The organism is Micromonospora sp. AMSO1212t (genome assembly GCF_008868145.1).
In the GTDB taxonomy this organism is placed as follows: Bacteria; Actinomycetota; Actinomycetes; order Mycobacteriales; family Micromonosporaceae; genus Micromonospora; species Micromonospora tulbaghiae.
The window spans coordinates 1-22,261 of sequence record NZ_WBKS01000013.1 but is presented as its reverse complement, the minus strand read 5'-3'; the positions used below and the strand labels follow the sequence as shown (position 1 = coordinate 22,261).

Here is a 22,261-nt window from a genome sequence, read left to right as displayed (position 1 = left end):
CGCTTCCGCACGTCGCGGAAGCGGCCCCGTCGTGCTATTCCCGCCAGCCGGTCAGCTCGACCCCCTTGGCCAGCTCCACCCGGAAGCCCAGCGCGATCTCGCCGCTCTCACCCGGCGCCAGCGACAGCCGCCAGGTCAGCTCGCCCAGCTCCGTACGCTCGGCGGGCGGTGGCGTCAGCGCGGTCTCGCGTACCGCCACCGCCTCGTCCCGGGACACCGGTAGCTGGTCCCGCACCTCGACGGTGGCCGGGCGGGGCGTGTGGTTCGCGACCGTGATCCGGTACTCCACCTCCCGCCGCCGGGTCGACCCGAGCGTGGCCTTGCTCTCGGTGCGCCGGGACAGCTTCCGCTCCACCCGCACCCGGTCGTCGATCCCGAGCGCCAGCTCCGTCTCCTCGCCCGGCGCCCACGTCGTCAGCCGCGTCGCCGCCACGAAATCAGCGCCGTGGAAGACCGACGCCGGGCCGGGCAGCAGCGTGTGGTCCGACGTGTTGCGTACCGTGGCCCGCAGGTGCGCCTCGGCGGCGCGCACCGGCGCGCTCACATGGTCCAGCCGGGCCGGCAGCTCCAGCACCGCGATCGACACCCGGTGCGCGCTGCCGTCGGCCGGCACCGCCACCGGCCGGGCCGGCCGGTAGGTCGCCGCCGTCACACCCTGCTCGACCTCGGCGACGCTCTCCCGCATTGCCGGCGCCGCCGACCGCGCCGCGCGGGGGCGGCCCGCCGGCGCCGCGCCGGGCGCCGGCGGCGGCACCATGCCGCCGAACGACGCGGCCATCGGCGGCTCCGGCCGGAGCCGGTCGAGATACCAGGGCGACAATTCGGGTACGCCGCTCGCCGCCGCCGGGCGGGCGGTGGAGAGCTGGAGTTCGCACTCCGGCCAGTCCTCCCCGGTGCCCTGGCTGACCAGCCCGAACCAGGTGACGGTCATGGTGTCCTCGACCAGCCGCAGGTCGTAGGAGGGCGTCCAGCGGGCGCCGTCCACCAGGTACGTCAGCTCCAGCTCCACCTCGGTGTCGTCGGCGTCCACCGAGACGGACACGTCGGCGGCCAGCCGGTCCGGCTCCCGCTTGCCACGCGCCGCGTCCAGCTCCCGGTCGACAGCGGCCAGCTCCTCGGCCAGCTCGGTGCGCCGCCGGGCCAGCCCGCGCCGCCGGGCCCGGGACTCGGCGAGCTGACCGGACACCGAGTCGGTGAAGGCCGCCACGTCGGCCGGGGCCGCGTCGCCGGCGGCCAGCGCCCGGGCGTACGTGCCACCGGCCCGCTCAGCCAGCCGGGTGAGGAACTCGCCGCGCTGTTCCTCGACCGCGTCGGTGTCGCCGACCTCGGCCAGCTCGTCGGCCAGTTCCAGGCGCCGCCGTTCCAGCTCGACGACCTGGGCGTCGGTGCTGCGGGCCTGCCGCCACGCGCTCACGTCCACCCCGAGCACCGTCACCGCGCCCCGGCCACCCACCCGGATCGAGTCCCGGCGCAGGCCCGGCGAGAGCGGGGCGACGCGTACCCGGTGGTCGCCGGCGGCCAGCCGGACGCCGCCGCGGCGGGTGACCCGGGCGCGGTCCGGGTAGACGGTCACGCCGACGACCGGCGCATCGATCTCCACAGTGTCCACGGCGGCGAGGGTAGTTCAGGCGTGCCCGCGGCGGGGCTACCGAAGGTGCAGCCGTTCGTCCACGGCGAGTGCCGCCAGTTGGCGCGCGGTGAACGGCAGCGGGGACGCGGGCGCCTGCCTGTCGTAGGCGCCCTGCGCGACGAAGACCACCACGCCGTCGGGATGCCGGTAGGCGGCCCACTGGTCGAACCGGTCGTCCGAGCCGGGCCGGACCACCACACCCACTGTCGCCTCGCCGACTGTCGTCGGCCGGCACTCGCCCCCCATGCCCCAGAACTCACGCGCCAGGGCGCACGGTTCGGTCGGCAGCAGGTTCCCCGGTGTGTGCACCTCGGTGAGCAGGCGTCCCCTCCACGTCCCCTTCGTCACGTCGACCGAGGCCAGGTAGCTCCACAGCTCGACGCCGCCGGCTCGTCCGGTGAAGCCCGCCTGATGGGTGCCCAGCGTCTCCTTCCCGGTCTCGCTGGAGACGGTCCTCTCGGCGGTGTAGCCGGCGGGCACCACTGTGACGAGCCGGTCGAGCAGCAGGGCGGCCTGGTCATACCGGGAACCCGCCCGCGCGGTGCGGTCCTCCTGCGGCAGGCCGTCGGGCCCGGTGGGCATCGGTTCGGCGCTGCCGTCCGACGACGGCGGCGGGGCGGCCTGCGGCAGCGCGGCCGGCGGGCGTCGGTCGCCGCCGTCCGGGGTGGAGAGCGCCACGACACCCGCGACGCCCGCGACCGCGAGTACCGCAGTCGCCGATCCGGCGCAGGCCCGGACGGCTCGGCGCTTGTTGCGTGCCCGCCGGGCGGAGCGCAGCATGCCGTCGGTGCTCAGTTGCGGTGGCGCGGTCACGCTGAGCATCTCGTCGCGAAGCGCCTCGCGCAGCTGGTCTCCGTTCATCGTTGCCCCTTTTCGCTCGGTGAGTGCATGGGTGACAGGAGGCCGCGCAGCGTGTCCAGACCGCGGGCGGACTGGCTCTTCACCGTTCCCGGCGAGCAGTCCAGCAGCGCCGCCACCTCGTCGACCGGCAGGTCCTCCCAGTAGCGCAGGACCAGGACGGCCCGCTGCCGGGGCGGTACGGCGGCGAGCGCCTGGAGCACCACGAGCCGGTCCTCGGGCGGACTCGCCGGCGCCGGCGGGTCGGCGTCGGGCGTGCCCACCCGTTCCCGCCGCCACCAGCCCCGCCGCCGTTCGTCGAGGAAGGACCGGACGATGATCTGGCGCAGGTAGGAGTCGAGCGCGTCGTGCCGGGCGACCCGGTTCCAGACCAGGTACAGCTTGGTGAACCCGGTCTGGACCAGATCCTCCGCGCGGTGCCAGTCACCGCAGAGCAGATACGCGGTGGCGCGCATGGCGTGGTGCCTCGCGGAGAAGTACTCCGCGAACGCCGTGTCGCGATCACTCATTCGGACCTCCGATCGGATACGGGATAGTCACGCCAGGTGTGGCTCCCGGGGTTGCTCGGCGGGCGGAGTGAATTTGCGCCGGCGGGTCAGCCGCGGAAGCTGCGGGCGAGCAACCGGAGCCCCTCGGGTACGTCGGCGGTGGCGACGGCGCCGTAGCCGAGCACCAGACCGGCCGGGCCGGGCGGGCCCGCGTGGTAGCCGGCGATCTCCCGTACCGTGACGCCGACTTCGGCCGCCCGCGCGACGACCGCCGGCAGGTCGACGCCGGCCTCCGGGCGCAGCCGCGCGCACAGGTGCAGGCCCGCTGTGGACGGCACCGGGTCGAGCCAGCCGGCGAGGTCGGAGCGCAACGCGGCCTCGACCAGCTCGCGCCGTTCGGCGTAGACCCGGGTCGCCTTGCGGATGTGCCGGGGCAGCTCGCCGGAGTCGATGAACCGGGCCAGCGCGGCCTGCGTGGTGTGGTCGCCGTGCCAGTCGGTGAGCTGCCGCGCGGCCAGCAGCGCGGGGCGCAGCGAGGCCGGGGCGACCAGGAACCCGAGGCGCAGCATGGGCAGCAGGGTCTTGGAGAACGTGCCGACGTAGACCACCTTCCCGGCCCGGTCCAGCGTCTGCAACGGGTCCAGCGGACGCGCGGAGAAACGGAACTCGGTGTCGTAGTCGTCCTCGACGACCACCGCGTCCCGGGCCGCGGCCCAGTCGAGCAGCGCCGCCCGGCGGGCCGGGGACATCCGGACGCCCAGCGGGAACTGGTGGGACGGGGTGACGTAGACCAGCCGCGCGTCGCCGGGCAGCGCGCTTACGTCGATCCCCTGGTCGTCGACCGGCACCGGCACGACCCGCGCGCCGTGACCGGCGAACAGCCGCCGGGCCGGGGGATAGCCGGGATCCTCGACGGCCACCCGGTCGCCCGGTTCGAGCACGACCCGGGCGATCAGGTCCAGCGCCTGCTGCGCGCCCTGGGTGACGACGACGTCCTCCGGCCCGGCCCGTACCGCGCGTGCGAGCCCCACGTACCGGGCGACGGCGGCACGCAGGCCCGGGTGCCCGGCCGGGTCGGCGTACCCGCCCCGGATCGTCGCCGTGCGCAGCTCACCGGCGACCAGCCGGCGCCAGGTGGCCAGCGGGAACAGCCCGGTGTCCGGGGTGCCGGCCCGGAAGTCGTGACCCGGGTGGGGCTCGGCGGTGGGCGCGGCCTCGGCGGACGTCCAGAACGCGCGGGGGCGTACCCCGCCGGCCGGCGCCGGACGGGGCCGGGCGCGGGCGACCGGCTCGTCGGCGACGAACGTCCCCGCGCCGACCCGGGCGGTCAGCAGGCCCTCGGCGGTCAGCCGCTCGTAGGCGACGGCGACCGTGTTGCGGGAGACGTCGAGCCGCCGGGCCAGTTCGCGGGTGGGTGGCAGCCGTTCGCCGGGCCGCAGCCGGCCGTCCAGGATCGCCTCCAGCAACTGCCTGTGGATCCGGGTGGCGCGGTCGCCGGGGCCGGCCAGGCTGACGTGTATGTCCACGGCGCCGACCCTACATTGGCCCAATCGGATCGCCGGGAATCGGCGCTTCTGCGAGCCAATCCGCGGGGCTTGGATGGAGGAGGGAGCACGGCGAACGGGGGACGAGCAATGACCGATGTCGACACCGGCCGCCGGGTCCGGGTGCTGGCCCTGGCCCAGCTCGCGAACTCGGTGGGCGACGGCGCGTTCTACGCCTGCTCGGCGCTGTTCTTCATCCGGGTGGTCGGGCTGTCCCCGGCGCAGGTCGGGATCGCCCTCACCGTGGGCTGGTCGACGGGCATCCTCGCCGGGGTGCCCGCCGGCCAGTTGGCCGACCGCTACGGCGCACGGCGGATGACGGGCGTCTTCGCGGTCGCCACGGCCGCCGCGCTCGGCGGCTTCCTCGTGATCCGCTCCTTCCCGCTGTTCGTGCTGCTCGCCTGTTGCTACGCCGCCTGTCAGGCCGGGCTCACCGCCAGCCGGCAGGCGCTGCTGGTCGGGCTGATCGAGCCCGCGTGGCGCACCGCGGTACGCGCGCGGTTGCAGTCGGTCTCGAACGCCGGCCTGGCCGCCGGGGCCGGGCTGGGCGCGCTCGTGCTCTGGGCGGACAGCCGCCCGGCGTACCTGTCGGCCTTCGCGCTGGACGCGGCGAGCTTCCTGGCCGCCGCCCTGCTGATACGCCGGCTGCCCGAGGCGGTGGCGCCGGTGCCGGCCGGACCCGAGCCGGGACGGCTGGCCGTGCTGCGCGACCGCCCGTACGCGCTGATCACGCTGCTGAACGCGGTGATGTGCCTGAACATGCCGCTGCTCAGCCTGGCGCTGCCACTGTGGATCGCGGAACGGACCGACGCCCCGGCGCCGATGGGCGCGATCGTGCTCACCGTCAACATGCTGTGCGTGGTGCTGTGGCAGGTCCGGGTGGCCCGCCGGGTGACCGATCCGGGCACGGCGGCCCGGGCCAGCGGGCACGCCGGCTGGGTGCTGCTGGTCGCCTGCGGCGCGTACGCGGTGTCCGGGATGGTCGGCGGCGCGTGGGTGGCCTCGGCGGTGCTGCTCGCCGCGGCCCTGGTGCAGGTGTTCGGCGAGATGGTGCAGGCGGCCAGCGGCTGGGAGGTCGGCTTCACCCTGGCCCGCCCCGACCGGCAGGGGCAGTACCAGGGCTTCTTCGGCATGGCGCCGCAGCTCGCCCGGATGCTCGGCCCGGTGCTGCTGACCTCGCTGCTGCTCGGCTGGGGCACGCCGGGCTGGCTGGTGCTCGGCGGGCTGTTCGTGGTCGCGGGCCTGGCCATGCGTCCGGCGGTACGCCTCGCCGAGCGCCGCCGGGCCGCCGCCGGGGTGCGGATTCCCGCTCCGGTGCGGCGGAACGGCACCGAGGTGTCGTCCACCACTTCCCGGGAAGACCGCTGAGCCGACGTACGCCCCACGGGAGGCGGTAGGGGTCGGTTTCTGGCACGGTGTCGGGTAGCGAGGTACGCGGTTGAGGGGGAGTGGTGGAGTTCTCGGCGACGAGCAGGCAGGGGCGTGTCGGCACGGTGATCGAAGTCGTCGGCGACCTGGACATGAGCACCACTCCGCAGTTGCGCGACCGGCTGCACGAGCTCACGGAGGGCGGTGCCCGGGTCGTCGTCGACCTGACCGGCGTCGGGTTCATGGATTCCAGTGGCTTGGGCGCGCTCGTGGTCGGCTACAAGAGCCTGCGCGAGCGCGACGGCTGGCTGGGTCTGGCCGGGGTCCGCCCGTCCGTGCGCAGAGTCTTCTCGATCACCTCGGTGGACCGCGTGATCCCGCTGTTCGACACCGTGCCGGAGGCGGAGGACGCGTCACCGCTGGTGCCGTGAGCGCTCCTCGCCGGGGCGATAGCTGGTGCGGGTGAGGTCGGCGCCGGCGGTGCTGCGCCGTGGCCCGTGGTCGCCGTACCAGTCGACGACGAGCAGGGTGGCGTCGTCGGCCAGAGCCGGCCCGGCGATCTCCAGCACCGCGTCGGACAACGCCCGGACCGCCTCGCGGGGGTGCAGGTCGGCGAAACGGGGCAGGGCGGCGGGCAGGTCGAGGTCGGCCGCGTTGCGTTCGCGCATGCCGTCGGTGACCACCACCAGCCGGTCGCCGGGCCGCAGTGGCAGCTCCGCGCTGCGGTAGCTCTCGTCGGGGAACATGCCCAGCGGGAAGTTGCCCGGTAGTTCCACCGGTACGACCCGGCCGTCCCGGACCAGCAGCGGTGGGACGTGCCCCGCGTTCAGCAGCTCGCAGCGCCCGGTGGTGAGGTCGATGCGGCCCAGCACGGCGGTGACGTACGCGCCGCGCACGTTGCCGTGCTCCGCGACGGCCCGGTTGGCCTCCTCGGCCTGGGCGACCAGGCCGGCGCCGCGCCGGCGGGTGTTGCGCAGGCTGCCCACGCCGAGGGTGGCGGTGAGCGCGCTCGCCACGCCGTGGCCCATCGCGTCGGTGACGCTGAGGTGCAGCAGGTCCCGGGCGAGGCTGTAGTCGAACGTGTCGCCGCCGACGCTGGCGGCGGGTTCCAGCCAGCCGGAGAGGGCGAAGGCGCCGGCCTCGCAGGTGAACGAGGCGGGCAGCAGGCGGCGCTGGATCTCGGCGGAGAGGGTGAACGGCGTGGTCCGCTGTCCCCACTCGAACAGGTCGGTGTGCCTGCGGTTGGCGATGACCACGAACGCCAGCGCGTGCGCGGTACGGGCGACCCAGTTCACCGCGTCGTCGTCCGGCTCGTCGGGCAGGTCGATCTCCAGCAGGCCGATCGTTTCACCGCGGTCGGTGACCGGTGCCAGCACCGTCCACTCGCCGTCGCCGGGGACGACCCGGGGAGTCTGCTGGCGTAGCGCCTGTTCGTAGTGCCCGCCGTCGAAGGGGAGGACCTCGGCGTCCTCCTCGCCGTGGCGCCGGCCGGGACCGCCGCCGGCGGGCTGGTGGGTCAGCCGGACCAGCGCACGGCCGCTGAGGTCGGCGATCAGCAGCGAGACGCCGAGCGCGTTCAGCGCCGTGGCGATGACGCCGGTGACGGCCTCGACCGCCTCCACCGGGGCGGCGTCCTCGGCGGACTGCAACATCCCCGCCAGCACCGCCTGCTCGCTGTCCTCCACGCTCTGAGCATATTCAGCGCGCCGGGTGGCCGCCTCACGAGCGGACGCCCGAGCCCAGAGGGCCGTCCGCCGTCGATGGCCCCCTATTGCATATGCTTGGCAACTACCGAATAGTGGCAGAAGTGGGCGGGCGCTCGGGCACACGGTGATCTGATCTTCGCCGGAGCGCCCGCCCGCTATAGAGGACGAGTTCGAGGGGTTGCCGGTGGCAATCAAGCCCAAGCCCGTACGCGTGGCCGCGGCGCTCGCCGCCGCCCTGCTCGCCGTCACCGGCTGCTCGTCGCCGACGGCCTCGACCGGCGGGACGGGCAGCGCCGGCACGCTGGTGGTCGCCACCGCGGGCGAGCCGGACACGCTCAACCCGGTGCTCAACTACGGCGTCGACGGCGCGTCGCTGATCTTCGACGGGCTGGTCGCCCGGGACGCCCGCAACGAACTCGTGCCCGCCCTGGCCCGCGAACTGCCCACCGTCTCGGCGGACGGGAAGACGGTCACCGCGAAGCTGCGCGAGGGCGTGCTGTTCCACGACGGCAGCCCGCTGACCGCGCAGGACGTGGTGTTCACCTACCAGGCGGTGCTCGATCCGGCCGTCGACTCCACGCTGCGCTCCGATCTGGACATGCTCGCCTCCGTCACCGCGCCCGACCCGGCGACTGTGGTGTTCGCCCTCGAGTACGCGTACGCGCCGTTCCTGCAACGGCTGGCGCTGGGGATCGTCCCGGCGAAGGCGTTCGCCGGGCAGGACGTCAACAAGGCCGGCTTCAACCGCAAGCCGGTCGGCACCGGCCCGTACCGGTTCACGTCCTGGACCCCCGGTGACCGGCTCGTGCTCGCGGCGAACGAGACGTACTGGGGCGGCAAGCCGGCGAACTCCGGCGTCGTGGTGGCGTTCGTCGCCGACGACAACGTCCGGGCCCAGCGGATGCGGGCCGGCGAGTTCGACGCGGCGGAGCTGGCACCGAAGCTCGCGTCCGGATTCGAGAGGCGCGACGGCTACCGGGTGCACAAGGTGCCGACCGCCGACTACCGGGGCGTCATGCTGCCGATGGGCAACCCGGTCACCGCCGACCCGGCGATCCGGAAGGCGCTGAACGTCGCGGTGGACCGGCAGGCCATGGTGACCGGCGTGCTCGGCGGTGCGGGCGAGCCCGCGTTCGGGCCGGTGCCGCCGACGTCGGAATACGCCGAGCCCTCGATCGCGGGCAAGCCCGGCGCCGACCTCGCCGCGGCGATCGCCGCGCTGGACGCCGCCGGGTGGAAGCCGGGCCCCGACGGCATCCGGGTCAAGGACGGGCGTACGGCGGCGTTCGCGCTCCTGTACCCGGCCACCGACAGCCTGCGCAAGGAACTGGCCCTGGCCGTCACCGCCGATGCGAAGAAGGTCGGCATCACTGTCACGCCGGAGGGTCTGACCTGGGACGCGATCACCCCGCGGATGAAGAACGACGCGCTGATCATGGGCTACGGCACGCCGTACGACCCGGACTTCGTCTCCTACAAGCTGTTCAACTCGGCCTTCGCCGGGCAGGGCTTCTTCAACCCCGGCTCGTACCGCTCGGCGGTCACCGACGCCGCGTTGCAGGCCGGCCGGGACAACGCCGACCCGGCCGCCCGCAAGGCCGCGTACGCCACGTTCCAGAAGCGGCTCGCCGCCGACGTGCCGTGGGTGTTCCTCACCTACCTCCAGCACACCTACGTGCTGAAGGACGGCGTGACCGGGGTGACGCCGCGGGTCGAGCCGCACGAGCACGACGTCGCCAACAGCATCTGGTGGAACGTGCACACGTGGACGAAGACGTCGTGACGGCGCCCGTGACCGGCCGCCGACGACTGGCCGGGGCGGGCGCCGTGGTCCGGCGGCGGCTGCTGGTCGCCGTACCGGTGCTGGCCGCGACCAGCATGGGCATGTTCGCCCTCGGCGCCGCCTCCCCGATCGACCCGGCCCAGCAGTACGCGGGCGCGGCGGCGTTCACCACCAGCGAGGAGAACCTCGCGCAGATCCGCGCCAACTGGGGTGTCGACGACCCGCTGCCGGTGCAGTACGCCCGCTGGATCGGCAACCTGCTGCGCGGCGACCTGGGCTGGTCGACGAGCCGGCACGAGCCGGTCACCTCGGTGCTCGCCGCCCGGGCCGGGTGGACGCTGCTGCTCGTCGGCACCGCGCTCGCCCTGGTGCTGGTGGCGAGCGTGCTGCTGGGCACGCTGGCCGCGTACCGGCGTGGTGGCTGGTTCGACCGGGCTCTGCGCGCCGTCGCGTACGCCGTGCAGTCCATGCCGGTGTTCTGGATCGGCCTCGCGGCGATCGCCGTGTTCGCCCTCAGCCTCGGCTGGCTGCCCGCCGGTGGGCTCACCGACATCACCGCCACCGGCACCGACCCGGCCGACGTGGCCCGCCACCTGGTGCTTCCGGTGACAGTGCTGGCGATCTCCCAGGCACCCTGGTTCGTGCTGTTCGTCCGCGACGCGGTCGCCGAGAGCCTGCGCGACGACCACGTCCTGGCGGCCCGCGCCCGTGGGCTCCCCGGCCGGGTCGTCCTGTTCGGACACGCGCTGCGTACCGCGCTGCTGCCGTTCCTCACGCTGGTCGGCACGCACCTGCCCGAACTCGTCGGCGGCGCGGTCCTGGTGGAGACCGTGTTCTCCCTGCCCGGGCTCGGCGCGGTCACCGTCGAGGCCGCGCTGGGCGCCGACTTCCCGCTGCTCGCGGCCACGACCCTGGTCACCACCGTCGTGGTGCTGACCGCGAACCTGCTCACCGACCTCGCCTACGCCGCCGCCGACCCCCGGGTACGCCTCGATGACTGACCTCGCCCTTCCCGCGCGCGTCCGGCGCCTGCGCCGCCCCGGCAGCGTGGGCACGACTGTCGCCGTCGTCGTGCTCGCCGGTGTCGTCGCCGCCGCGCTGCTCGCCCCGGTCCTGTGGCCGCTCGACCAGAGCGCCGTCGACCTCTCCCGTATCCGTCTCGCGCCCTCGCCGGAGCACCTGGCCGGCACCGACGACCTCGGCCGCGACGTGGCTCTGCGCAGCCTCTACGGCCTGCGCGTCTCGCTGCTCGTCGGCGCGGTCGCCGCGCTCGTCGCGGCGGTCATCGGCGGCCTGGTCGGCGCCGTCGCCGGCAGCGTCGGCGGCTGGGTCGACCGGGCGCTCATGCGCGTCGTGGACACCGTCGCCGCGCTGCCGCACCTGCTGCTGGGCATCTTCATCGTGGCGATGCTGCGCCCCAGCCTGGGCGCGGTGATCGCCTCCATCGCGCTGACGCACTGGCTGTCCACCGCCCGGATCGTCCGCTCCGAGCTGCTCAGCCTGCGCAACCGGCCGTTCGTCGACGCCGCGATCTCCGGCGGCGCCGGGCGCGTCCGGGTGCTCACCCGGCACCTGCTGCCGCACGTGCTGCCGCGCCTGGCGCTGGCGACCACGCTCATGGTGCCGCACGCCGTCTGGCACGAGACCGCGCTGTCGTTCCTCGGCCTCGGCCTGCCGCCGCACCTCGCCTCGATCGGCAACATGATCAACGACGGGCAGCGGTCGCTGCTCACCGGCGCCTGGTGGGCCAGCATCGTCCCCGGTCTCCTGCTCGTGGCGGCCACGCTGGCGCTCGCCGTGCTCACCGGGCGGTGGCGCGACCGCCTCGACCCGCGCGTACGAGCGGAGCTGCACCTGTGACCGCCCCGGCGCTGCTGACCGTCGACGGGCTGACCGTCCGCTTCCGGCTGCGCGACGCCGTCGTGCACGCCGTGACCGACCTGAGCCTCACGCTGCGGTCCGGCGAGCTGCTGGCGGTGGTCGGTGAGTCCGGGTGCGGCAAGTCGGTCCTCGCGCACGCCCTGCTCGGTCTGCTGCCGCGCAACGCCACTGTCACCGGGCAGGCCCGCCTGCACGCGCCGGGACGCGACGAGGTCGACCTGATCGGCGCAGGGGAGCGGCACCTCGCCCGGCACGTACGCGGCCGGGGCGTCGGCCTCGTCCCGCAGAGCCCCGCCACCGCGCTCACCCCTGTGCGCACCGGACGGAAGCTGCTGGAGGAGACGCTGCGGGCCCACGGGCACACCCGCCGCGACGCGCCCGCCGCCGCCGACCGGATCGCCGCCGACGTCGGTCTCGACGCGGCCGACCTGAACCGGTACCCGCACGAGCTGTCCGGCGGCATGGCCCAGCGGCTCGCCACCGCGCTCGCCCTCGCGCCCGACCCGCCGGTACTGCTCGCCGACGAACCCACCACCGGCCTCGACCGGCCGCTCGTCGACCACACGCTCGACCTGCTGCGCCGCCGCTGTGACACCGGCGCCGCCGTCCTGCTCATCACGCACGACCTCGCCGCCGCACGCCGCGTCGCGGACACCGTCGCCGTGATGTACGCCAGCCGGATCGTCGAGCACCGCCCCACCGAGGCGCTGTTCGACGGCCCGGCCCACCCGTACACCGCCGGTCTGCTCGACGCCCTGCCCGACCGCGCCTTCGTGCCGGTGCCGGGGCACCCGCCCACGCTCACCGACCTGCCCGGCGGCTGCGCCTTCGCCCCGCGCTGCGCCCGCGCCACCGACACCTGCGACAGGCTGCCCCGACTCGCCGCCGACGGCGCGGGCCGGGTCGCCTGTCACCATCCGCTGCGCGAGGAGGTACCGGCATGACGATCACGGTTCCCGGCGCCACCGACGCCGCCGCCCCAGGTGACGCGGCGGCCGGCGGGCTCGCCGCGCACCAGGTCTCCGTCGCGTACGGCGGGCAGTGCGTCCTCCACCGGGTCGACCTGCACGTCGCCCCCGGCGAGACGGTCGGGCTGCGCGGCCCCTCGGGCAGTGGCAAGTCCACGCTCGCCCGGGTCCTCGCCCTGCTGCACGCCCCGGACAGCGGTCACGTCACGATCGACGGGCGACCGCTCGGCGGCGTCCGCCACCGCCTGCCGGCGGAACTGCGCACCCGCGTCGCGATCCTGTTCCAGAGCCCGCGCGCCGCCACCGACCCGCGGCTCAGCCTCGCCGACATCATCGCCGAGCCGCTGCGCGCCACCGGCATACCGCGCGAGCAGGCGGCGGCCCGTACGGCGGAACTGGCCGACCTGGCCGGCCTGACCCCCGACCTGCTGGCCCGCCCCCCGCACGCGGTGAGCGACGGGCAACTGCAACGCGCCTGCCTGGCGCGCGCCCTGGTCCACCGGCCGGACTACCTGCTCTGCGACGAGGCCACCGCGATGCTCGACGCCTCCACCCAGGCGCACGTCGCCGCCGTCGTCACCGACTACCAGCGCCGGCACTCCGCCGGGGTCCTGGTCATCACCCACGATCCGGCGCTGATGGCCCGCTGGGCCACCCGGGTGGTGGACCTGCCGGCGGCGTGACCCCGCGTCACTCCTCGGCCGGGCGGCGTACTGTGCCCAGCGCCCCGGCGACGACCGCCCCGAATCCGACCGCCATGAGCGGCATCCCCATCTCGAACGGCAGCTCACCGACCCAGTTGATGCTGTCGCGCTCCGGCAGCCCGCCCAGGCTCACCGCGACCACCGCACCGGCGAGGAACATCCCGGCCACCGCCGCGCCGACCGCGAGCTTGGCGCACGCCACGCTCCGCCCGGCCCAGAGGCCGGCGAGGACGGCGATCACCAGGGACACCACGACCAGCCAGGTCCAGCCGCCCTCGGTCTCCAGGTAGGCCCAGCCCGAGTACGACCACTGGTGGAGGCGGCTGGCGCGGAACCACGGGACCAGGTAGCCGAGCAGCGCGGTGGCGCTGCCGACCGTGAGCAGCACGTCGGGGGCCGGGCGGTACCAGCGAGGGGAGTCGTCCATGCGTCCGGAAGTTAGCAGTCACCGTCACCGTCGTGAGCGGGCGGCGGATCCGCGCGGACACGGCGGTGGCCCGGCCGCTTCGCCGCGACCGGGCCACCGCGCCGTGCGTTGTCAGCCGCCGAGGCTCGTGGCGGCGGACCGGATCGCCGAGGCGAACGTGCTGACCTGGGTGTAGACGCCGGGGTAGTTGGGGCGGGCGCAACCGTTGCCCCAGCTCACGATGCCCACCTGGATCCAGGCGCCGGCGGCGTCCCGGCGGAACATCGGGCCACCCGAGTCACCCTGGCAGGTGTCGACACCGCCGCTGGCGTAACCGGCGCAGATCTCCTCGCTGGGGATCACGTCGCCGCCGTAGTAGCGGTTGCAGGTGGTGTCGTCGACGAACGGCACCGTGGCCTTGAGCAGGTAGCGCTGCTGCGCGCCGCCCTCCCGCGCGGCGCCCCAGCCCGCCACCGTGAACGTGCCGTTGTCGTACGCGGTGCTGGTGGCGATGTTGAGCGTGGCGAGCGAGGTGACCGGGGTGGCGAGCCGGATCAGCGCCCAGTCGTCACCGTTGCCGTTGTAGCCGGGGGCTCGGTAGACGTAGTTGGAGCGGACCTGGATCCGGCTGGAGGACTGGAGGTCCACCACGCCCAGCGTCGCGGTGATGCTGGTGTTGGCGCCGGTACGGCCGACGCAGTGCGCGGCGGTCAGGACCAGTCGCGGGCTGTAGAGCGCTCCGCCGCAGCCCATCGAGAGCCGGACCATGAAGGGGAACTCGCCCTGCGCGGCCCGGGTGCCGCCGACGACGTACGGCGTCATGTCCCCGGCCGGTGCCGCTGCGGCGGGCGCCACCGCGGTGACCGCTCCCGCGGTGACCACTGCCAGAACGGCCGCCATCCGGCCGAGGAATCTGCGCCAACGGACCATGGTTCCCTCCAGACATCGACGCTGTGCCGCCCCGCCGGGCCGCACTCGCGATGGCAGGGAGCCTATGGGCAGGCATCGATGAACGGCAATGGATGTGGGCATCCCGTCTGCGTCATACGCCGCGCGTGCCGACGCCGTGTCCGGCGCCGGCACGTGTCTCGCGGCGTGGTCAGCACCAGCCGTTGATCGGCCCGTTGACCCCGGTGGAGAGGTAGGCGTCGGACACCCAGCTGCCGTCGCTGAGCCGGTCCCACAGCGCCGTGGTGCCGTACCGGCCGGTGTGCGAGGTGCCGTTGGCGGAGCAGGAGACGGTGACGGTGGCGCCGTCGGCTATCGACCCGACCGCGCCGTATCCCGTGCCGGGGCCGGAGCGCCGGGTCAGCGTGCCACCGCCGTTGGCGTCGACGACTCCCTGGTTGAAGCCGAGCGCGCCGTAGTTGTAGACGCCGCCACCGCCGCCGACGTAGGCGGACCCGTGCCGGGCGCCGCCCTGGTACGCGGCCGCGCCGCTGACGAAGTCCCACTTGCCGATGCCGTGCCCGGCGATCGGCACGTACGCCGAGTTCTGCCGCAGCCCGAAGTGCACGTGCCGGCCGGTGGCGGAGCCGCCGCAGGTGACGTCGGTGCCGGTGTAGCCGAGGTACGCGCCCTGCGCGACGGCGGCGCCGTTGACGGAGATGCTGCTCCACAGGTGGTAGTAGTCGGTCGAGTAGCCCCGGTCGTGGATGACCCGGATCCACCCCGTGCACATGGTGTACGCGGTGCCGGCCCGGGCGGCGCGGACGACCTGGTCGCCACCGGCGAGGTCGACCGAACTCCACGGCGCGGCGGCCCCGCCCCAGCCGTGCGGCCCGGAGGTCAGCGTCCACGTCTGCCCGACCGCGAACGGCAGCGCCATTCCGGTGCGGAAGTCTCCGCCCGCGAGCAGCGGTGCGACCGGCGTGGTGAAGACGGCCTTCTCGGTCTCGCTCACCAGCGGCGACGCGGTGGCCAGGTCGCCGAACGCGGCCTCCCCGTCGAACGCGACGGTCCAGCCCTCGGCGTCGGCCCGGGCGAGGAAGACCGAACCCGTGGGGTGCGCGTCCGCGGACCTGTCCGCCAGCAGCACCGCGGTGCCGAAGGCCCACCGTCCGTTCGTGCGGGTGACGCTGATCCGGGTCCGCTCCGCGCCCGCAGCGCGGGCGGTGGCCGCGTCGGCCGAGCCGAGAAGCTTCGCGGTCACGGCGTCGGCGACGGGTTCCGGTGTCGCGCGAGGAGCGGCAGTGGCGGGTGCCGGGGCCACCGCCCAGGCGCCGATCGCCGCCAGGGCGAAGGAGAGCATGAGCCGTCGCATGGAGCCTCCTTATCGACATGTGTCACTGGATTGAGAGGCTATCGACACTGATGAAAGTTGTCTACGACTCTCCGCGTGATGGTGAAGGATCTGTGCATCGGGGCGTACCCGGAAGTGGATCTTCCGGCGGCGGCGGGGTTGATCCGCCGCTGGCCGGGTAGCTGAGCGGTATGCGAGTACCGACCCTGGTCAAGACCGCGGCGGCAGTCACCGCGACCGCCGCCGCGGGCGCCGCCGCCACCTCCACCGGCACCTCGTCGCGCTGGTACCGCCGCCTGCGCAAGCCGGCCTGGCAGCCGCCGTCGGCCGCGTTCCCTCTGGTCTGGACCCCGCTGTACGGGCTGATCGCGCTGGCCGGCGCCCGGACGCTGGACCGCTCCGAGGGGCCCGAACGCGCCGCCTTCGCCCGCGGCTACGCGCTCAACCTGGCGCTCAACGCGGGCTGGAGCGCCCTGTTCTTCGGCGCCCGCAAGCCCGGCGCCGCGCTGGCCGGGATCGCCGCGCTCAACGCCTCCAACCTGGTGCTGCTGCGCCGCGCGGCGCGCACCGACCGTCCCGCCGGCGCGGCACTCGCCCCGTACGTCGCGTGGACCCTCTTCGCCACCGCCCTCAACGGTGCGATCGTGGGCCTCAACCGCAACAGGTGACCAGAGCCGGCGGCATCAGGTCCGGTGGCCGTCGGCGGACGCCGGGCGAGTGGCGCGCCACGACGCCAGGAGTCGCAGCCGATCAGCGTCCGGGCTGCCGGGCTCGGCGGTGAAGACGAGCATGACCGGGCCGGGACTGCCCGGTAGCGGATAGGTGTCCCAGTCCAGGACGATGTCCCCCAGTCCGGGCACCCGGAACGTCTTGGTGCCGCTGACCGAGGCACGGACGTCGTGCCGTGCCCACAGCCGCCGGAACTCCGCGCTGCGGATGCTCAACTCGCCGACGATCGCGGTTGCACGGGGATGGGTCGGGTCGTCGGCGACGGCGGCGCGCAGCATGCCGATGTAGTCCAGCGCCTGCCGCTCCCAGTCCGGGCAGCTTCGTGCCCCGGTCAGCGCGTCGTCGAACAGCAGCAGGAGCATGTTGAGCCGGCCGGGCGGGAGGTCCGCCGGATCACCGAGCAGCGCCTGTGCCATCGGGTTCCAGTCGAGCAGGTCCAGATGCCGGCCGAGGACGACCGCCGGGGTGTCCGTCACCCGCAGCAGCCGCCGGGTGCTGGCCGGCACCCGCTCCGGCCCGGTTTCGACGCGGGCGGGCATCGGTCGCCGGGCGGCCCGGGCCAGCGTGAACAGGTGCCGGCGTTCGGTGTCGTCGAGACCGAGGGCGCCGGCGATCGCGTCCAGGACGTCGTCCGAGGGGCGTACCTCCCGGCCCTGTTCCATCCGCTGGTAGTAGTCGGTGCTCAGCCCGGCCAGCAGGGCCAGTTCCTCCCGCCGCAGGCCGGTCACCTTGCGCCGGCCGCCCGGCTCCAGGCCCACGTCGCGGGGGCGCAGTCGGCCGCGCCGGGCGCGGAGGAAGGCGCCCAGCTCGCGTGCGTACGGATGCGGGCTGCTCATGCCGCCAGTCTGCCGCGACGCCGCGCGCCCAGGGTAGGCCCGGCGGACCTAGGCAACCGCGAACGACCGAGACCCGCCGGACCGCTCCTAGCGTCATCGCCGAACGCGAACCCCGCACCCGAGGAACTGCAGATGACCGCATGGACCGCCGACCGCATCCCCGACCAGCGCGGCCGGGTCGCAGTCGTGACCGGCGCGAACTCGGGCCTCGGCCTGGTCACCGCCACCGAGCTGGCCCGCCGCGGCGCCCACGTCGTGCTGGCCGTGCGGAACACCGCCGCCGGCCGGCAGGCCGCCCGCCGCATCGGCGGCGACACCGAGGTACGCGAGCTGGACCTGGCGAGCCTCGACTCGGTACGCGCGTTCGCCGCGAAGCTGACCGCCGACCACCCGACGATCGACCTGCTGGTCAACAACGCCGGTGTGGTGCTGCTCGGCCCGCGCCGTGTCTCCGCCGACGGCTTCGAACTGCAGTTCGCCACCAACACGCTGGGGCCCTATGCGCTGACCGGCCTGCTGCTGGACGCCCTCGCCGGGGCGCGGGCGGCGCGGGTGGTGAGCCTCAGCTCCCTCACCCACCGCAACGCGCGCCTCGACTTCGACGACCTGATGTCCGAGCGCGACTACCGGGCCTCTGCCGCGTACGGCCGCTCGAAGCTCGCCACCACCGTCTTCGGGGTCGAGCTGGACCGCCGCCTGCGCGCGGCCGGGTCGCCGGTCGTCAGCGCGCTGGCTCATCCCGGTCTCACCCGCAGCAACCTCACGCCGCGTGCCTGGGAGCACCGGGGCCGGCTCGGACGGGTGATCGGGCGGCTCGGCCTGCTCGCCACCCAGCCGGTCGAGCGGGGCGTCCTGCCGCAGTTGCGGGCCGCGACCGACCCGGACGTCCGCGGCGGGCAGTTCTTCGGTCCGTCCCGGTTCTTCGAGACCTGGGGTCCGGTGACCGAGGCTCGGTTGAGCCGGCAGGCCGCCGACCCGGCCGTCGGGGAACGCCTCTGGGCTGCGGCGGCGGAGCTGACGGGCGTCGGTTACCTCTGAGCCGGCGGCGCGCGGCGATGCCGCCGAGTGGGATTTTGCACTCCCAGTGCACTTGTCTCCGGTTTCGCGGCTGCCTAGCGTCAGGCCATGGCTGACTCGTGGACGTTCGCTGTGGCCCGTGACGACCTCGCTCGCACCACACTCGTCGACGGTGCCGTGCCCGGGCTCGCCGACGGGGAGGCGCTGCTGCGTGTGGACCGCGTCGGCCTGACCGCCAACAACGTCACCTATGCGGTGCTCGGCGAGGCGATGCGCTACTGGGAGTTCTTCCCGCCGCAGCCCCGTGGGCTCGACGGTGGGTGGGGGCTGCCGCCACTGTGGGGCTTCGCCGACGTGATGGCGTCCACAGTGGCGGGCGTCGAGCCGGGGAGCCGGGTCTACGGCTACCTGCCGTCCGCCGGCCACCTGGTGGTACGCCCGGACCGGGTGGACGCGTCCGGGTTCCGCGACGCCAGCGCGCACCGGACCGGCCTGCCCTCGCCGTACAACGCCTACCGGTCGACCGACGGCGACCCCGCCTACCGGGCGGACCAGGAGGACCTGCTGATCCTGTTCCGGCCGCTGTTCTTCACCTCGTTCATGCTCGCCGACCAGGTCGTCGACGAGGACGGCTACGGCGCGCGGGCGCTGGTGCTGTCGTCCGCGTCGAGCAAGACGGCTTACGCCGCCGCGTTCGAGCTGCACGGCCGCGGCCCACGCCTGATCGGGCTCACCTCGCCCGGCAACCTCGCCTTCACCCAATCGCTGGGCTGCTACGACGAGGTCCTCTCCTACGACGACATCGGCGCGCTGGACGCCGTTCCGACCGTCTACCTCGACCTGTCCGGCTCACCCGCGACCCGCACCGCCCTGCGGGCGCACCTCGGCGACCTGCTCGTCCGGGACATCGCCGTCGGCCTCACCCAGCAGACGCCCAACGCCGCCGCCGCCGGGGAGGTCTTCTTCGCGCCGGTGCGCATCCGCAAGCGGAGCCAGGACTGGGGCCGGGCCGGCCTCGACGAACGGTTCGCCGACGCCTGGCAGCGGTTCTCCCAGGTGGTGAGCGGATGGCTCGACGTGCGGGCCGGCGCCGGCCCGGAGGCGCTGCGGGACGCGTGGCTCGAGGTCCTCGCCGGGCGTACGCCGCCCCGGGTGGGCCACGTCGTCCAGCTCTGAGACGTCGCCGATTCCGGCCGTGGCGCGCCCGCTCGGCCGATGGCGCGCTAGGCTGACGACGCGGGGTACCGATGACTGATCGCCACCCCTTGCTTCTCCCACGGTTTCCCAGCCGCGATGACTGAGTCGAGCGCTGCCGTGCAGATTCCCTTGGAGCACCACGTGCCCGACAACACGTTCGCCCTGAATCCCTTCCGCGTGGAAGGGCTCGGGGCCACCGACGACGAGCGCAATCCGATCGCGGACGTCAGCGCCGAATCCATGACCCGCCTGCGGAGCCCGTTCACTGCGGCGCACCCCGCTCGCGAGTCGGCCGGCGCGACCGCCCGACGTTAGGCCGGCACCCGGGCGCGACGGCCGAGGCCGCGCGCACCGGTCGGATGACGCCACCGCCGGGCGTGCTCGGTCAGTGGTCAGCGCTTGAGGTAGGCGGCCAGGCCGCCGAGTTCCTCGTTGGCGATGAAGACCGAACGGACGTTGATGATGGCTTCCTCGACGTGGACGGGGCACCCCCACGCCGAGTCGCCCCACGAGTCGGCGATCTTGATCTCGGCGGGTGCCGTGCAGTCGTCGCTGCCGCCGAGCTGACACCGCTCGGGGCGGGGAGAGGCGGCCTGCGCGGCGGCCGCGGTGCGCAGCCGGGCGGTGAGTTCCGCGGCTGCGGCGGCGCGCTGTTCGGCCTCGGCCCGTAGCTCCCGCTCCGCCCGCACCACCCGGGCCAGCTCGTCGTGGGCGGCTCGCGCGCGGGCGTCCGCGGCGGCCTTCGCCTCCTCGATGTGGTGGCGTTCGATGGCCAGGGCGGCGGTGCCGGTGAAGACCCGGGCGAGGGCCAGGTCGGTGTCCCGCGGGACGCGCGGCGAGCGGTGGTACATGGCGAAGGTGCCGAGCAGGCTGCCGTCACGGGCCAGGATCGGCGTGGACCAGCAGGCGGCGAGCCCCGCCCGCTCGGCCAGATCGCGGAAGTCGGCCCAGAACGGGTCGGTGGCGATGTCGGTGACGACGACCGGTTCCCGCCGGTGCGCGGCGGTGCCGCACGAGCCGACACCTTCCCCGGTGGCGATCCCGTCGATGGCCTCGTTGTAGAAGTCGGGCAGGCTGGGCGCGGCGCCGTGGCGCAGGTGCCGGCCGTCCGCGTCGGCGAGCAGGACGGAGACGAGGACCTCCTGCGGCGCGAGGTTCTCGATGCAGCGGGCCATCCCGTCGAGCACCTCGGTCAGGGGCGCCTGCCGGGCGATCTGCTCCAGCATCGCGCGGTGTTCGGCCATCAGCCGTTGCGCCTGCTTGACCTGCGTGGTCTCCACCCCGATCACCCGGATCCCGGTCACCGCGCCGGCGGCGTCGCGGCGTGCCTCGTAGGTGAAGTCGAAGAACGCCTCCCGCGCCTGCGATCCGGTGCCCAGCATGATCCGGGCGTCATGGCCGGTGTAGGGCTCGCCCGTGCGGTAGACCTCGTCCAGCAGGGCGATGAAGCCCTGACCGTCCAGTTCCGGCATCAACTCGGCGAGCGGGACTCCGGTGCGTGAGCGCTCCCTGCCGATGGCGGCGAAGAACGCCGGGTTCGCCGCCTCCACCACGTGCGTCGGCCCGGCGAGCGCCGCGAACACGGCGATGGACTGCCCGAACAGCGTCCGTAGATCCTCGTCGGCGGGCCGCCCGGCGACCGACGAGCTCGCCTGCTGGCCCGGTAGCACCGTCATGCCTGGTCTTCCTCCCACGCCTGCTTCGTCGACCGTTGCAGATTACGGGGCAGTGGCCGACATTCACATCTTGGCATCGACGCCTGCCTCCGCTACCGTCGTGGGAACGCTCCCATGAACTTAGATACGTCTATGTGATCAGGAGGAAACACGACGTGGCTATCCTCTCGTCCCGCCGCAGTTCAGCGGCCATCAGCGTGGCCGCGGTCGCGGGGCTCGCCGCGGCCGGCGTCGGTCTCGCCGTCGGCGGCGCGTCCGCCGGCACCGTGTCCGGATCGCTCTACCGCGACCCGAGTTCGGCGGTCGTCCGCTGGGTCGCAGCCAACCCCGGCGACTCGCGCGCCGCCGTCATCCGCGACAAGATCGCGAGCCAGCCGCAGGCCCGCTGGTACGCCAACTTCAACCCGTCGACCATCCAGTCCGAGGTCTCCAGCTTCATCGGCGCCGCCAACTCGGCGCAGCAGATCCCGGTGCTGTCGGTGTACGAGATCACCAACCGGGACTGCGGCGGCGCCAGCGCCGGTGGGGCGCCGGACCTCAACCAGTACCAGACCTGGGTGTCCAACTTCGCCCGGGGGCTCGGCAACCAGACCGTCCTGATCATCCTGGAGACCGACTCGCTCGCGCTCCAGACCTGCCTGAGCACCGGTGAGCTGAACGCCCGCAACCAGGCGCTCACGACGGCGACCCAGACCATCAAGTCGGCGAACCCCAACGCCAAGGTGTACCTCGACGGCGGCCACTCGACCTGGAACAGCGCCAACGACACGGCCAACCGGCTCCGGGCGGCCGGCGTGCAGTACGCCGACGGCTTCTTCACCAACGTGTCGAACTTCAACCCCACCTCCAGTGAGGCGAACTTCGGCCGCGCGGTCATCTCCGCGCTCAACGGCATGGGTATCTCCGGCAAGCGCCAGGTCATCGACACCAGCCGCAACGGGGGAGCCGCCGGGGACTGGTGCGCCGACGACAACACCGACCGGCGCATCGGGCAGTACCCGACGACGAACACCGGCGACGCCAACATCGACGCGTACCTCTGGGTGAAACCGCCGGGTGAGGCGGACGGCTGCCGCTACACGGCCGGTTCGTTCCAGCCGGACCTGGCCTTCAGCCTCGCGAACGGCGCGCCCAACCCGCCCACCACCGCGCCGCCGACGACCAACCCGCCGACGACCGCGCCGCCCACCACCGCGCCGCCGACCACTGCGCCGCCCACCCCGGCCCC

General features: G+C 74.1%; 22 protein-coding genes. 12 read left to right on the top strand and 10 right to left on the bottom strand.

Features of this window, described 5'->3' with window-relative positions; translation table 11 throughout:
• Positions 1-34 precede the first annotated feature (34 nt).
• From F8279_RS06040 to F8279_RS06025, 4 genes are all read right to left on the bottom strand, one after another.
• Entirely contained in the window at positions 35-1,609 is a 1,575-nt protein-coding gene (locus F8279_RS06040) for a DUF4139 domain-containing protein (protein WP_091414880.1), read from the bottom strand.
• 36 nt (positions 1,610-1,645) lie between these two features.
• Positions 1,646-2,491, bottom strand: coding sequence for a hypothetical protein (locus F8279_RS06035; RefSeq protein ID WP_091414882.1), 846 nt, complete (start codon positions 2,489-2,491; stop codon positions 1,646-1,648).
• The gene (locus F8279_RS06030; protein WP_091414885.1) at positions 2,488-2,997 is read right to left on the bottom strand and encodes a SigE family RNA polymerase sigma factor; all 510 of its coding nucleotides are present in this window, start codon (positions 2,995-2,997) and stop codon (positions 2,488-2,490) included. The genes F8279_RS06035 and F8279_RS06030 overlap by 4 nt, the downstream gene beginning before the upstream one ends.
• 86 nt (positions 2,998-3,083) lie before the next feature.
• Positions 3,084-4,502, bottom strand: coding sequence for a PLP-dependent aminotransferase family protein (locus F8279_RS06025; RefSeq protein ID WP_151499358.1), 1,419 nt, complete (start codon positions 4,500-4,502; stop codon positions 3,084-3,086).
• 108 nt (positions 4,503-4,610) lie between these two features.
• Between F8279_RS06025 and F8279_RS06020 the strand changes: the two genes are divergently transcribed.
• Together F8279_RS06020 and F8279_RS06015 are read left to right on the top strand one after the other, a co-directional pair.
• A complete protein-coding gene (locus F8279_RS06020; protein WP_151499357.1) occupies positions 4,611-5,888 on the top strand; it encodes an MFS transporter in 1,278 nt (425 codons plus the stop codon).
• Between the two features lie 83 nt (positions 5,889-5,971).
• Positions 5,972-6,319, top strand: a complete 348-nt coding sequence (locus F8279_RS06015; RefSeq protein WP_225853154.1) for an STAS domain-containing protein — start codon at positions 5,972-5,974, stop codon at positions 6,317-6,319.
• On the opposite strand, the gene F8279_RS06010 is transcribed toward F8279_RS06015, so the two are convergent.
• Positions 6,302-7,573, bottom strand: coding sequence for a PP2C family protein-serine/threonine phosphatase (locus tag F8279_RS06010; RefSeq protein WP_192580639.1), 1,272 nt, complete (start codon positions 7,571-7,573; stop codon positions 6,302-6,304). The genes F8279_RS06015 and F8279_RS06010 overlap by 18 nt on opposite strands.
• A 205-nt stretch (positions 7,574-7,778) precedes the next feature.
• On the opposite strand from F8279_RS06010, the gene F8279_RS06005 reads away from it, so the two are divergent.
• The 5 genes from F8279_RS06005 to F8279_RS05985 are packed head-to-tail and all read left to right on the top strand — an operon-like array spanning position 7,779 to position 12,909.
• Positions 7,779-9,377, top strand: coding sequence for an ABC transporter substrate-binding protein (locus tag F8279_RS06005; RefSeq protein WP_151499355.1), 1,599 nt, complete (start codon positions 7,779-7,781; stop codon positions 9,375-9,377).
• Positions 9,374-10,378 (top strand): ABC transporter permease, encoded by a 1,005-nt coding sequence (locus F8279_RS06000; RefSeq protein ID WP_151499365.1) that lies wholly within the window; start codon positions 9,374-9,376, stop codon positions 10,376-10,378. The genes F8279_RS06005 and F8279_RS06000 overlap by 4 nt, the downstream gene beginning before the upstream one ends.
• A complete protein-coding gene (locus tag F8279_RS05995) occupies positions 10,371-11,237 on the top strand; it encodes an ABC transporter permease (RefSeq protein ID WP_151499354.1) in 867 nt (288 codons plus the stop codon). The genes F8279_RS06000 and F8279_RS05995 overlap by 8 nt, the downstream gene beginning before the upstream one ends.
• A complete protein-coding gene (locus F8279_RS05990) occupies positions 11,234-12,202 on the top strand; it encodes an ABC transporter ATP-binding protein (RefSeq protein ID WP_151499353.1) in 969 nt (322 codons plus the stop codon). Before F8279_RS05995 ends, F8279_RS05990 begins: the two co-directional genes overlap by 4 nt.
• On the top strand, positions 12,199-12,909 hold the full coding sequence (locus tag F8279_RS05985; protein ID WP_151499352.1) for an ABC transporter ATP-binding protein: 711 nt from the start codon (positions 12,199-12,201) through the stop codon (positions 12,907-12,909). The genes F8279_RS05990 and F8279_RS05985 overlap by 4 nt, the downstream gene beginning before the upstream one ends.
• Before the next feature lie 7 nt (positions 12,910-12,916).
• Here the strand turns inward: F8279_RS05985 and F8279_RS05980 are convergent, their stop codons facing one another.
• The 3 genes from F8279_RS05980 to F8279_RS05970 form a co-directional block, all read right to left on the bottom strand.
• Positions 12,917-13,357, bottom strand: coding sequence for a hypothetical protein (locus F8279_RS05980; RefSeq protein WP_151499351.1), 441 nt, complete (start codon positions 13,355-13,357; stop codon positions 12,917-12,919).
• 111 nt (positions 13,358-13,468) lie between these two features.
• A complete protein-coding gene (locus F8279_RS05975; protein WP_151499350.1) occupies positions 13,469-14,266 on the bottom strand; it encodes a trypsin-like serine protease in 798 nt (265 codons plus the stop codon).
• Between the two features lie 169 nt (positions 14,267-14,435).
• Entirely contained in the window at positions 14,436-15,599 is a 1,164-nt protein-coding gene (locus F8279_RS05970) for a peptidoglycan DD-metalloendopeptidase family protein (protein ID WP_151499349.1), read from the bottom strand.
• A gap of 170 nt (positions 15,600-15,769) precedes the next feature.
• On the opposite strand from F8279_RS05970, the gene F8279_RS05965 reads away from it, so the two are divergent.
• Positions 15,770-16,246 (top strand): TspO/MBR family protein, encoded by a 477-nt coding sequence (locus tag F8279_RS05965; protein ID WP_151499348.1) that lies wholly within the window; start codon positions 15,770-15,772, stop codon positions 16,244-16,246.
• Between the two features lie 15 nt (positions 16,247-16,261).
• On the opposite strand, the gene F8279_RS05960 is transcribed toward F8279_RS05965, so the two are convergent.
• Complete coding sequence (locus F8279_RS05960; protein ID WP_151499347.1) at positions 16,262-17,143, bottom strand: helix-turn-helix transcriptional regulator; 882 nt, start codon at positions 17,141-17,143, stop codon at positions 16,262-16,264.
• 132 nt (positions 17,144-17,275) lie between these two features.
• Between F8279_RS05960 and F8279_RS05955 the strand changes: the two genes are divergently transcribed.
• From F8279_RS05955 to F8279_RS05945, 3 genes are all read left to right on the top strand, one after another.
• The gene (locus tag F8279_RS05955) at positions 17,276-18,181 is read left to right on the top strand and encodes an oxidoreductase (protein WP_151499346.1); all 906 of its coding nucleotides are present in this window, start codon (positions 17,276-17,278) and stop codon (positions 18,179-18,181) included.
• 87 nt (positions 18,182-18,268) lie between these two features.
• On the top strand, positions 18,269-19,336 hold the full coding sequence (locus tag F8279_RS05950) for a DUF2855 family protein (protein ID WP_151499345.1): 1,068 nt from the start codon (positions 18,269-18,271) through the stop codon (positions 19,334-19,336).
• Positions 19,337-19,453: 117 nt separating this feature from the next.
• Positions 19,454-19,672 (top strand): hypothetical protein, encoded by a 219-nt coding sequence (locus F8279_RS05945; protein WP_225853153.1) that lies wholly within the window; start codon positions 19,454-19,456, stop codon positions 19,670-19,672.
• A 77-nt stretch (positions 19,673-19,749) separates the two neighbouring features.
• On the opposite strand, the gene F8279_RS05940 is transcribed toward F8279_RS05945, so the two are convergent.
• On the bottom strand, positions 19,750-21,033 hold the full coding sequence (locus F8279_RS05940) for a GAF domain-containing protein (RefSeq protein ID WP_151499344.1): 1,284 nt from the start codon (positions 21,031-21,033) through the stop codon (positions 19,750-19,752).
• A gap of 155 nt (positions 21,034-21,188) precedes the next feature.
• Between F8279_RS05940 and F8279_RS05935 the strand changes: the two genes are divergently transcribed.
• The coding region (locus F8279_RS05935; protein ID WP_151499343.1) for a glycoside hydrolase family 6 protein at positions 21,189-22,261 on the top strand (1,073 nt) is incomplete at its 3' end.